The organism is Flavonifractor porci (assembly GCF_037572415.1).
In the GTDB taxonomy this organism is placed as follows: Bacteria; Bacillota; Clostridia; order Oscillospirales; family Oscillospiraceae; genus Flavonifractor; species Flavonifractor porci.
Genome location: NZ_JBBHLB010000006.1, coordinates 25325 through 37632, shown reverse-complemented (window position 1 = coordinate 37632; position 12308 = coordinate 25325). Strand labels below are relative to the sequence as shown.

Here is a 12308-nt window from a genome sequence, read left to right as displayed (position 1 = left end):
CCTCAGTCCCGGCGGAACACGTGGATACGGAAGGAGGCCTGTACCTTCAGTCCGTCCAGTGCCGCCAGCCGGGCGGCTCCCTCCCTGGGGGTCTTCCAGTAGTAGGGGGTCATCTGGAACAGATGGGGCAGGTCCTCACCCGCCACCTCCATGGTGGTATCCACCGGCACCACGCTGACATAGGAGAAGCCCTCGTAGGGGATGTCCTGCTCCTGATTGGGGTAGGGCTTGTCGTAGAGCACCTGCTTGAGCTCCCACAGGTGGTTGGCGGCAGGCACCACATAAAGAAACAGACCGCCGGGGCGGAGCACCCGCCGGAACTCCTCCAGCGCCAGAGGGGAGAAGCAGTTGAGGAGCAGGTCTACGCTCTGATCCGCCACCGGCAGGTGGTAGGCCGAGGCCACGGCAAACTCCCCCTGGGGCACGCGCTTTGCCGCCAGGCGCACCGAGGGCTTGGACAGGTCGATCCCCGCCAGCTGCACCTGCCTGCCCGCCCCGGTGAGGGCGGTGTGGATGCCGGCGGTGTAGTAGCCCTCCCCGCAGCCCGAGTCCAGCACCGATACCTGCCCGCCGGTATGCTCCAGAGCCAGGGCGCACAGGGCGTCCCGGAGGGGGGCGTAGTAGTCCCTGGACAGGAACTGATTGCGGGCAGTTACCATGCCCTTGTCGTCACCCGGGGACTTGGAGTGCTTCTGGTTGGCGGGGAGCAGGTGGACATAGCCCTCTTTGGCGATGTCAAAGCAGTGGCCGTTGGGGCAGGTATAGGAGCGCTCCTCCCGGTTCAGGGGAGCGGCACAGTGGGGACAGCAAAACAGGCTCAAGGGGGCCATCTCCTTCCAAAGTATCTGAGGGTATCATACCAGTTCGGAGAATATAACACAAGGGCCGCGCCAATGGCGCGGCCCTTCAGTCTGTCGAAAAAGGCGGAACTGATGCAAGAGAGGAATATGTTCTTGCACCAAGGAAAAGCCCTCGGCAGAGTTTTGCCGCCCGCAGGCGGCAAAACAGAGTAAGAATCTGTTTTTTCCAAGGACATGAGCCTTGGAAAAAACACTTCCCAGCCCGCAAGCGTGCGCGCTTTGCGCGTGCGACGCAGCGGGCTGCATTCCCTCGAAAAAATGCTTGCATTTTTGAGAAGCGTGTCGAGCTTTCTCGACACGCTGAAGGGCCGCGCCATTGGCGCGGCCCTTTGCTGCGGCAGGATTTACTTGGTGGTGATGTTGAGGGTGCCGTCGGTGACGGTGCAGGTAATGCCCAGGGCCTCCAGAGCGGAGGGGGCCACATAGTAGTTGCCGTTGGAGAGCACCACGCTCATGCTCTGAGCGGCGCCGTCCACCTTTACGGTCAGGGTCTCGGCGGCAAGACCGGCGGGAGCCTGGGCGGGCATGGTCAGAGCGGGGTCGGCATAAGCCGCGCCGGTGGCGATCTCAACGCCGGCGTTCCACAGCACGTTGAATTGCTTGCCAGTGCCGTTGAGGGCGGCGGCCAGGTCGCGCAGGCGGTAATAGGTGCTGCCGGCGGCGTCGGTGGCGGTGGACACCGCCTTGGGAGTGCCGTCCACCAGCACGGCGGCGTTGGCCTTGGCCTGAGCCACCAGAGCGTCATAGTCGGCCAGGTTGTAGCTCTCGGCGTAGGGGGCGGGCAGCAGGCCGGCATTGATGTAGCCGATGAGTTCAGCGCGGCGGGGGTCGTCCTTATTCAGGTCCACGCCCACGATCTTCCAGTTGTTGTCCACCTCGGGAGCCACGGGGGAGTGCTCGGCGAAGTAGGCCACGATCATGTCGCGGATGGAGTTGGAGGACTCCCACTCCTTGGTGCCGGAGATCAGGTTCTGGCCCTTCAGGGCGGAGGAGTAGCGGTAGTTGTTTACCGCCAGGGTGAGGGTCTGGTCGTCCTTCAGAGGCTCGCCCTTGAACATCACGTTCTTGATGCGCTCGCCCTTGGGCTGAGACAGGTCGATCTCATACTCCACACCGGCGAACATATCATAGAGGTAGTCGGGGTACTCGGGGTCGAAGGAGATGTTGATGTCCCCTTCCTTCCACTGGTTGTAGCACTCGGCGGACCACTCCATGTAGGCCTTCAGCTCCGCGCCGGTGACCTTCACCCGGTAGAGGGTGTTGTCGAACTTGTAGATGTCGAAGATGTTGCCGTAGTTGATGTCACCGGCGGGCAGGTCGCTGGTGTTCTTGAACAGGGCGGCGGCGGACACGTCGGCGCCCGAGTTCTCCAGCTGGATCTTGTTGATCAGATCCATGACGGCGGTATCCTCCAGCTTGCCCTGAGGCAGGCCGGAGATCTCATTCTCCGGCTGGAACTTGGCGGTGGTGGTGCCCAGCGGGGGGAGGGGCTCGCCGCTCTCGTCGGTGCCGCCGGCGATGAAGTCGATGGTCTTCTGATGGGCCTCGGCCACCAGGGGGATGTCCCGAACAGCCTGGCTGGGGGTGACGCCGGCCATGTCCACCACTTCCACGGAGGAGGCGGTGATGTTGTTGTCCTTGTCCAGAGTCAGGTCAAAGCGGGCGATCTCCCGGCCGGCGTTGCGCACGCCGCCGATGACCACATCGCCCTGCTTCTCCTGAACGGTGGTGTGGAGATGGGCCACCTGGAGCACGTCGATCTCCGGGTTGTCGTCCAGGATCTTCTGGGCGGAGTCGGAGCCGCCCTCCTCGTCAAACTCGGCGTACATACCCATGTGGGCGGACACCACGATCACGTCGGCCTGGTCGCCGATCTCGTCGATGGCCTTGCCCACGGCAACATTGGCGGCCTCATAGGTGGCGTCCTCAATGCCCTCCTTGCCGCCATCCCAGATGGGCACGTCGGGGGTGACCACGCCGATGATGGCCACCTTCACGCCGTCCTTTTCCACGATGGTCCAGCCGGCTCCGGTGACGTACTTGCCGTCGGCGTCGGTAACGTTGGCGGCCAGCACGGGGAAGTCGGCCTGACCCAGGATGGTCTGCATGGTGGGGATGCCCCAGTTGAACTCGTGGTTGCCCAGGGTCATGGCGTCATAGCCCATGAAGTTCATGGCGGTGATGACGGGGTGGGGCTGGTCGGGGGTCTTGTTGTAGATATCGTCGGTCATGATGGTGCCCTGGATATCGTCGCCCGCGTCAATGAGGATGGTGTTGGGATTCTCTGCGCGGACCTGCTGGATGTAGGTGTACAGCCGGGCCATGCCGTTGTTGTCGGTCTCTTTGTTGTCCTCGTAGGAGTAGCCCCAGATGTTGCCGTGCATATCCGAGGTGCCCAGGATGGTGATGTGTTTCTCACTGTCAGCGGCGAAGGCGGCGGGCATCAGAGACGCCAGCAGCGCACCGGTGGCCAGCAGAGAGAGCAGCCGGCGGGAACGGTGTTTCTTCATGTTTGATCCTTCCTTCCAACCCAAATTTTACCGGATAGTTTACCCGGTTTTCGCCTTCATACTAGCACTTCCGGGCCGGGAAGTCACCTCTTTTTTCAGCTTTTTTACAGAACATTTTCAGCGGGGCGATATTCTGCCGGTTTATGGTTTGTTTTTTTCTTGTTCTATGGTATACTGTAAAATTGCGAAGATTTTCCCGGCCTGACGCCGGGCTGAACAAAAAAGGAGTACGACATGATCACTGTTTCCGACCTGACCCTGGCATACAGCGGCCAGCCCCTGTTTTCCCATGTGGACCTGCAGTTCACCAAGGGCAACTGCTACGGCATCATCGGCGCCAACGGCGCCGGCAAGTCCACCTTCCTGAAGATCCTCTCCGGCGATCTGGAGCCCACCTCCGGCGAGGTGTCCATCCTGCCCAAGACCCGTATGTCCGTTCTGAAGCAGGACCAGAACGCCTACAACGCCTATTCCGTGATGGATACCGTCATCATGGGCAATAAGCGCCTGTATGATATCGGCAAGGAGAAGGACGCCCTCTACGAGAAGGAGGAGATGACCGAGGCCGACGGCATCCGGGCCTGTGAGCTGGAGGAGGAGTTTGCCGAGCTGGGCGGCTGGGAGGCCGAGAGCGACGCTTCCCGCATCCTCCAGGGTCTGGGTGTGGGCACCGAGTTCCACCAGACCTCCATGGAGACCCTGGATGCCCGCCTGAAGGTGAAGGTGCTGCTGGCGCAGGCCCTGTTCGGCAACCCCGACATCCTGCTGCTGGACGAGCCCACCAACAACCTGGACATCAACGCCGTCAACTGGCTGGAGGACTTCCTGCTGGACTTTGAGGGCACCGTCATCGTGGTCAGCCACGACCGCCACTTCCTCAACACCATCTGTACCCACATCGTGGATATCGACTACAACAAGATCAAGCTCTATGTGGGCAACTACGACTTCTGGTACGACGCCTCCCAGCTGATGCAGAACCTGATGAAGAACCAGAACAAGAAGAACGAGGAGAAGGCCCAGGAGCTGAAGGAATTCATCTCCCGGTTCTCCGCCAACAAGTCCAAGTCCAAGCAGGCCACCGCCCGCCGGAAGCTGCTGGAAAAGATCACCCTGGAGGAGATCCCCGCCTCCTCCCGCCGCTACCCCTGGGTGGCCTTCTCCCCCGACCGGGAGGTGGGCAAGGACATCCTCTTCGTCACCGATGTGTCCAAGACCATCGACGGGGTGAAGGTGTTGGACAAGGTGTCCTTCATCGTGGGCCACGGCGACAAGATCGCCTTCGTGGGCGACAACGAGAACGCCCAGACCGCCCTCTTCAAGATCCTCACCGGCGAGATGGAGCCCGACGAGGGCACCGTGAAGTGGGGCCAGACCGCCACCTTCTCCTACTTCCCCAAGGACAACACCGAGTTCTTCAAGGATTGCGACGACAACCTGGTGGAGTGGCTGCGCCAGTGGTCCTCCGACCCCCACGAGGCCTACCTCCGGGGCTTCCTGGGCCGGATGCTCTTTTCCGGCGACGAGGTGTACAAGGCCGTCAAGGTCCTCTCCGGCGGCGAGAAGGTGCGCTGTATGCTCTCCCGCATGATGCTCTCCGGCGCCAACGTGCTGCTGCTGGACCAGCCCACCAACCACCTGGACCTGGAGTCCATCGCCGCCCTGAACAACGGCCTGGAGGCCGTCAAGTGCAACGTGCTGGTGGCCTCCCACGACCATCAGCTCATCCAGACCGTGTGTAACCGGGTGTTCGACTTCACCGCCGACGGTCAGCTCATCGACCGCAAGATGACTTACGACGAGTACCTGGAGAGCCAGAAGGCCGAGTAAGCTCCAACTGGATATGAAAAAGGAAACCGCAAGCGAGGACTGCCCCAAAGGGCTCCGCTTGCGGTTTCCTTTCTGGTGCCATTGTGTTATAATCTGAGAGGAAGAGAACAGAATCAAAGGAAAAAGACCTGTACCGGAGCAAGATGCCTGGAAATTGTAACGTGCCCCATTTTGTTGAAATGCAAGGAGGATGAGCAGCATGAAGTCCGGAACAAAACGCCGTTTGATCCTGTTGGGGTGTGTGGCAGCGGTCTGCCTGGCGGTGGCGGCTTTTTTGATGTGGCCCCGCAGCATGGAGTCATTGGTGGGCATTCCACCGGAAAAAGTCACCTTCTGGGGGCTGGAAGCCTACTCCGGCGAGCATGAAGGCCTGTCCATTTCCTCCCGGACCGAAGGCCGCTCCGCGGAAGAGGATCTGCGGTATCTGTATGGCCTTACCTTCTCCTGGCCCACCTGGAGTCCGAGCCTGTATTATGAAACAGGGAGTGCTTCTTACAGCCTGGTATTTTCCGGAGCAGATGGGCAGAAGCGGTTCGATCTGCTGGAGGACGGCACCCTGTGGGACGGCACCTGGCGCTATTCCCTGGCGGGTGGAGAGACCGCCCTTGCCCGATTGCAGGAGTGGCTGAACCGCTTGGGATAGGTCTCAAATCAGAAAAAAAGCACCGCCGCGGACACAGTCCGCGGCGGTGCTTTTGCCTGGAAATTCAATGGAGGACAGGGCGGCGAAGGTAGAAGACCAGCCCCGCCAGGTCGGCCAGTCCCCACCCGATGGGCACCGCCCACCAGATGCCCTTCAGGCCGATGGACGGGATGGGAGCCAGAAGGTAGGCCAGAGCCACCCGGGTGCCCAGGGAGATCACCGTCAGCACCACCGACACCCCGGGCCGTCCCAGCCCCCGGAAGAGGCCGTAGAGCAGGAAGAGGATGCCGATGCCGCAGTAGCACAGCCCCTCAATGCGCAGATATTCCACTCCGATGGCGATGATCTTGGTCTCCCCCGGCTCCACAAAGAGGGCCATCAGGGGGGCGGCAAAGAGGTACACCAGCAGGGAGCTGACCACGCAGAAGAGGATGGACACCACCACGGCGGAGCGGATGCCCCGGCGGATGCGCTCCGGCTGAGAGGCTCCGGTGTTCTGGGCCACGAAGGTGGAGAAGGCGTTGCCGAAGTCCTGGACGGGCAGATAGGCGAAGGCATCGATCTTGACGGCGGCGGCAAAGGCGGCCATCACGTTGACCCCGAAGGAGTTGACCAGCCCCTGTACCATCAGGATGCCGAAGTTCATCACCGACTGCTGCACGCAGGTGAGCAGGGAGTAGTGGATAATGCGGCCCAGCTCTCCCCGCCGGAAGGTACAGTGCTCCCGCCGCAGGCGGAGCAGGGGCACCCGCTTCCAGCAATACAGGGCAATACCGGCGGCGGACACCCCCTGAGCCAGCACGGTGGCCCCGGCGGCTCCCGCCACCCCCCAGCCCAGACCCAGCACGAACCACAGGTCCAGCCCAATATTGAGCAGGGTGGACAGGGCCAGAAAGACCAGGGGAGCGGTGGAGTTGCCCACCGACCGCAGCAGGCAGGCGAAGTAATTGTATAAGAAGGTAAAGCAGACCCCCAGCAGCACCACCCGCAGATAGGCGTGGGTGTCGGCCCAGGCCTCCGCCGGAATACGCAGCAGGGTCATCACCGGCTCCAGCAGCAAAAGCACCCCCACATTGAGCACCACCGCCACCGCGCCGATGAAGAGGAAGGAGAGGAAGAGGCAGCGTTTGAGCTCCTCCTCCCGCCGGGCCCCGTGGAGCATGGACCACAGAGCCCCGCTGCCCATACACAGCCCCAGCAGTACCGAGGTGAGGAAGGTCATCAGAGTAAAGGAGAAGCCCACCGAGGCCAGGGCGGAGGGCCCCAGAGCCCGGCCCACGATGAGGGTGTCGGCAATATTGTAGCACTGCTGGAGCAGGTTGCCCGCGATCATGGGCGCGGCAAAGCACAGCATGGGCCGGGTGATGCCGCCCCGGGTCAGATCAATCTGCATGATGATCACACGTTCCTTTCCAGGGCATGATAACAGGCCCGGGGAAAAAATACAAGAGCAGCCTTGCCTTTTAGGCCGGGAAACGATAAGATAGGATATGCAAAAAAACCGTGCGTTTTTAACCATATCGTGCTATACTACATATTCGAACTTACTTCATCCGGAAAGGATGCTGACTATGCGAAAAGAGATCCTTTTGCCCGCCATCGCGGTGGTGGGCGGCGGGGCCGGTTTCGCCCTGCGGCGCTGGGAGCTGGCTACCGCCTTTGAGGCGGACACCGGCCTGCCCATCTCCGGCGCTCCCGCCACGATGGCCCTTATCGCCCTGTCGGTGGTGGTGGCCGCCGTGCTGCTGATCCTCAGCTTTATGGGGAAATATCCCCGATTCAGCGGCTATGACCAGGCCTTTTCTGCCAAGGACAATACCCTGTACGCCATGGCGGGGGTGCTCTCCGGCTTCCTGCTCATTGGTGCGGGCGGTCTGATGGCCTATGATTTTGCCGCCGGTACCAATCCCCTCTACACCCGCCTCATGGTGGCGGCTATGGCGGCCATCTCCGGGCTGTGCGTCATGTCCACGGTGCGGGACAACTTCAAGGGAACCAACAGGGGCAAGTACAGCGTGCCCCTGCTGATCCCGGCCTTTGCCTTCTGTGTGTGGCTCATCGCCGCCTACCAGGTGCGGGCGGGGGACCCGGTGCAGCTGGACTATGTGTACGAGCTCTTCGCCATCATTACCGGTCTGCTGGGCCTCTATTTTATGGCCGGATTCTCCTTTGACAAAGGTAAGTGTGCCCCCATGGTGCTGTTCTCTCTGCTGGGGGTGTACTTTTCTCTGGTCACCCTGGCCGACCAGCACGACTGGGCCACTCTGGCCCTTTATGGCTTTACCATTCTCTATCTGCTGACTTCCAGCGCTTTGCTGCTGTACAATGCCGCCCGGCCTCTGCCAGAGGAGCCGGTCGAGAACGATACGGAGGGATCCTCTGATGTCTGAGAAAAAGAAATTTTATATCACCACCCCCATTTACTACCCCTCGGACAAGCTTCACATTGGCCATGCCTACTGCACCGTGGCCACCGACGCCATGGCCCGCTATAAGCGCCTCACCGGCTGCGACGTGATGTTCCTCACCGGTACCGATGAGCACGGCCAGAAGATCGAGGACAAAGCCAAGGCCGCCGGCGTCTCCCCCAAGGAGTACGTGGACAACATCGTGGAGGGCCCCCAGGGCGTCAAGGACCTGTGGAAGCTGATGAACATCTCCAACGACCGGTTCATCCGCACCACCGACGATTACCATGTGGCCGCCATTCAGAAGATCTTTAAGAAGATGTATGAGAAGGGCGACATCTACAAGGGCAAGTATGTGGGCAAATACTGCAAGCCCTGCGAGTCCTTCTGGACCGAAAGCCAGCTGGTGGACGGCAAGTGCCCCGACTGCGGCCGTGAGGTCCAGGACGCCGAGGAGGAGGCCTACTTCTTCCGGCTGAGCAAGTACGCCGACCGGGTCCAGGACCTGCTGGAGAACACCGACTTCCTGGAGCCCCGCAGCCGGGTCAACGAGATGGTGAATAACTTCATCAAGCCCGGCCTGGAGGATCTGTGCGTCTCCCGTACCTCCTTCCAGTGGGGCGTGCCGGTGGATTTCGACCCCGGCCATGTGGTCTATGTGTGGATTGACGCCCTCTTCAACTACACCACCGCCCTGGGCTTCATGAACGACAAGTACGACGACTTTGAGAAGTACTGGCCCGCCGACGTCCACTTCATCGGCAAGGAGATCGTCCGCTTCCACTCCATCATCTGGCCCGCCATGCTCATGAGCATGGAGATGCCCCTGCCCAAGAAGGTGTTCGGCCACGGCTGGCTGCTGCTGGACGGCGGCAAGATGAGCAAGTCCAAGGGCAACGTGGTGGACCCCTATCTGCTGGCCCAGCGCTACGGTGTGGATTCCCTGCGCTACTTCCTGCTGCGGGAGTTCCCCTTCGGCACCGACGGCAACTTCTCCAACGAGACCCTCATCAGCCGTATCAACACCGACCTGGCCAACGACCTGGGCAACCTGGTGAGCCGCACCACCGCCATGGTGGGCAAATACTTCGGCGGGCATCTGCCTGCCGGCTGCGGCGCGGACGAGGATGAGAGGGATCTGGCCAATATGCTGGCTCAGGCCCGGGGCAGCGTGGACCTGGCCGCCAACTTCCCCGAGGACGATCCCCGGAAGTTCGACGTGGAGCTGATCTCCATGGCCGCCGTGCTGCGCAACGCCTATGAGGACAAGATGGAGCAGTATGCCTTCCAGGACGCCCTGATGGAGGTGTTCAAGCTTATCGGCCGGGCCAACAAGTATATTGACGAGAACAAGCCCTGGGCTCTGGCCAAGGACGAGACCCAGCAGGACCGTCTGGCCCATGTACTGTACAACCTGCTGGAGTGCGTGCGCATCTCCGCCGTGCTCCTCACCCCCTTCATGCCCGAGACCTGCGAGAAGATCTTCGCTCAGATCGGCGCCGACGAGAGCCAGCGCACCTGGGAGTCCGCCGGTGTGTGGGGTATGCTGGCTGACCAGGCTGCGGTGAGCAAGGGCGAGAACCTCTTCCCCCGCATCGACGCCGCCAAGGAGCTGGAGGAGCTGGCTGCTCTGGAGGCTGCCGCCAAGGCGGAAGCCGCTGCCAAGGCCGAGCCCGAGTATATCACCATCGACGACTTTGCCAAGGTGAAGTTCGTCACCGCCAAGGTGCTCTCCTGCGAGGCGGTGAAGAAGAGCAAGAAGCTGCTCCGCTTTACCCTGGACTGCGGCGAGGGGCAGACCCGTCAGATCCTCTCCGGCATCCATGAGTACTATGAGCCCGAGGACCTGATCGGCAAGACCGTGGTGGCCTGCGTGAACCTGGCGCCCCGGAAGATGATGGGCCTGGAGTCCAACGGTATGCTCATCTCCGCCGTGAAGGAGGGGGCCGAGGGCCACGAGGAGCTCCACCTGCTCATGCTGGACGACAAGGTGCCCGCCGGCTGTACTCTGGGTTAAGCCATAAAAAGTGATGATATGAAGAAGGAGACGCTGCATGGCAGCGTCTCCTTTTTTATAAATACTATGCAGCCAGCGCATTGTGCCATCTGAGAGAATTCTCTATACTTTAAGAAGAGGTTCAGGTTTTGCAGAGATACCCAAGCCTGCGCCCGTTTTGAGAGGAAAGAAGGATCGCTATGAAAAAGTTTGTTTCCCTTGCGCTGGCCCTGGCCATGATGCTGGGCCTGTGCGCCTGCGGCGGCGGCTCCGCCGCGCCCAAAGAGGAGGACTACTCCGACGCCATTGAGCTGGCGGTACAGTCCGAGGCGGCTGTGGAGTGTATGTTCAGCTATGCCAACGTGAAAAACGTCCTGGCCTCGGTGACCAATACCGACGACAACGGAGACGGCACCTATGACGTCAAAGGCTACATCACCGTAGTGGATGACTACGGCGACCGCTACAAGGCCAAGTTCGACGCCACCGTCTCTGTGGACGAGGACGGCGACGCCGACTGTGACAGCTTCAGCATGGAGACCCCCACCAAGGAGTGATACTTCCAATCCCTTCAAAACAAAGACGTGCTGCACAGCAGCACGTCTTTGTTTTTGGTTCTGTTATCGCTGGTCCAGGGGCACGAAGGGCCGCATGGGGGCCACCGCCTTGTAGGCGGGACGGATGATGCGGTTGCCCGGCTGGTAGACCTCCTCGATACGGTGGGCGCACCAGCCCACGATGCGGGCCACGGCGAACAGGGGGGTGTACAGCTCCTGAGGGATGCCCATCATCTTGTACACCATGCCGGAGAACAGATCCACGTTGGCGCACACCACCTTGCTCTCCCCCTTGACGGAGAGTAGCACCTCGGGGGTGAGCCGCTCCACCGTCTCGTACAGCTCAAACTCGTCCAGCATCCCCTTGCTCTGGGCCAGCTGTTTGGCGAACTTCTTGAGGATGACGGCACGGGGATCGGAGATGGTATAGATGGCGTGGCCCATGCCGTAGATGAGACCGGACTTGTCGCCGGCCTCCTTCCGCAGCAGCTTGCCCAGGTAGGCGCGCACCTCGTCCTCGTCCTTCCAGTCCTTCACTGCATCCTCGATGTAGCCGAACATCTCCATGACCTTCTTGTTGGCGCCGCCGTGACGGGGGCCCTTCAGAGAGCCTACGGCAGCGGCAATGGAGGAGTAGAAGTCGGTACCAGAGGAGGAGAGTACCCGGCAGGTAAAGGCGGAGTTGTTGCCGCCGCCGTGCTCGGCGTGGAGCACCAGACACAGATCCAGCAGCCGGGCCTCCTGCTCGGTGAACTGGTTGTCGTGACGGACAGAGTAGAGGAAGTTCTCCGCCACGCTCAGACCCGGCTGGGGCCGGTGGAGGTAGAGAGACTCGTCGTTGTAGTAGTGGCGCTTCACGGCAAAGGCGTGGGCCACGATGACGGGCACCCGGGCGATGAGCTGGATGGCCTGCCGCAGCTGATTGGACAGAGACATATCATCGGGGTTGTCGTCATAGGAGTACAGGGCCAGTACCGAGCGGGCCAGCTTGTTCATCACGTCGGGACTGGGCGCCTTGATGATCATATCCTCGGTGAACATATGGGGCAGGGTGTGGTTGTCGGTAAGCATCTGCTGGAAAGCGGCAAGCTGCTCTTTGGTAGGCAGAGCGCCGAAGAGCAGCAGATAGGCGGTCTCCTCAAAGCCGAAGCGTTTTTCCCGCACAAAGCCGTCCACCAGCTCCTCCACGTCGATGCCCCGGTAGATCAGCTTGCCGGGGGCGGGGAAGCGCTCCCCGTCCTGAAGGTAGTAGCCCAGTACGTTGCCGATCTGGGTGACGCCTGCCATGACGCCGGTGCCGTCGGCGTTGCGGAGGCCCCGCTTGACCCGATAGCGCTCGTAATCTGCCGGGTCGATCTGGTTATGTTTGCGATATTCCTCACATAGACTGTCAATGAAGTCCATGGATGTGCCCTTCTCCGCGTTTTGCATTTCCAGCCTCTCCTTTGCCCAAATTCTTTTACACGGTATTGTACAACCATTTTGCGGCACAGTCAATATGGAA

At 61.1% G+C, this 12308-nt stretch carries 9 protein-coding genes; 5 read left to right on the top strand and 4 right to left on the bottom strand.

Translation table 11 applies throughout. The annotated features are described in order from the left end of the window. Window positions 1-2: 2 nt before the first annotated feature. Window positions 3-830 carry a putative RNA methyltransferase gene (locus tag WHJ28_RS06955; RefSeq protein WP_340040998.1) on the bottom strand — a complete coding sequence of 276 codons (828 nt, stop codon included), beginning with the start codon at window positions 828-830 and terminating at the stop codon, window positions 3-5. Window positions 831-1204: 374 nt separating this feature from the next. Beyond that, entirely contained in the window at window positions 1205-3370 is a 2166-nt protein-coding gene (locus tag WHJ28_RS06950; protein WP_340040996.1) for a bifunctional metallophosphatase/5'-nucleotidase, read from the bottom strand. 234 nt (window positions 3371-3604) lie between these two features. Between WHJ28_RS06950 and WHJ28_RS06945 the strand changes: the two genes are divergently transcribed. Together WHJ28_RS06945 and WHJ28_RS06940 are read left to right on the top strand one after the other, a co-directional pair. Then, window positions 3605-5200 (top strand): ABC-F family ATP-binding cassette domain-containing protein, encoded by a 1596-nt coding sequence (locus tag WHJ28_RS06945; protein ID WP_340040994.1) that lies wholly within the window; start codon window positions 3605-3607, stop codon window positions 5198-5200. 199 nt (window positions 5201-5399) lie between these two features. Then, a complete protein-coding gene (locus tag WHJ28_RS06940) occupies window positions 5400-5843 on the top strand; it encodes a hypothetical protein (protein ID WP_340040992.1) in 444 nt (147 codons plus the stop codon). Between the two features lie 64 nt (window positions 5844-5907). Here the strand turns inward: WHJ28_RS06940 and WHJ28_RS06935 are convergent, their stop codons facing one another. Continuing rightward, window positions 5908-7236, bottom strand: a complete 1329-nt coding sequence (locus WHJ28_RS06935) for an MATE family efflux transporter (RefSeq protein ID WP_340041304.1) — start codon at window positions 7234-7236, stop codon at window positions 5908-5910. 178 nt (window positions 7237-7414) lie between these two features. Between WHJ28_RS06935 and WHJ28_RS06930 the strand changes: the two genes are divergently transcribed. From WHJ28_RS06930 to WHJ28_RS06920, 3 genes are all read left to right on the top strand, one after another. Further along, complete coding sequence (locus tag WHJ28_RS06930; protein ID WP_340040990.1) at window positions 7415-8233, top strand: hypothetical protein; 819 nt, start codon at window positions 7415-7417, stop codon at window positions 8231-8233. Next, on the top strand, window positions 8226-10268 hold the full coding sequence (gene metG / locus WHJ28_RS06925; protein WP_340040988.1) for a methionine--tRNA ligase: 2043 nt from the start codon (window positions 8226-8228) through the stop codon (window positions 10266-10268). Before WHJ28_RS06930 ends, metG begins: the two co-directional genes overlap by 8 nt. Before the next feature lie 179 nt (window positions 10269-10447). Beyond that, on the top strand, window positions 10448-10804 hold the full coding sequence (locus tag WHJ28_RS06920) for a hypothetical protein (protein WP_340040986.1): 357 nt from the start codon (window positions 10448-10450) through the stop codon (window positions 10802-10804). A gap of 63 nt (window positions 10805-10867) precedes the next feature. Here WHJ28_RS06920 and WHJ28_RS06915 read toward each other — a convergent pair whose 3' ends face one another. Then, window positions 10868-12235, bottom strand: a complete 1368-nt coding sequence (locus tag WHJ28_RS06915) for a citrate/2-methylcitrate synthase (RefSeq protein ID WP_340040984.1) — start codon at window positions 12233-12235, stop codon at window positions 10868-10870. Window positions 12236-12308 lie beyond the last annotated feature (73 nt).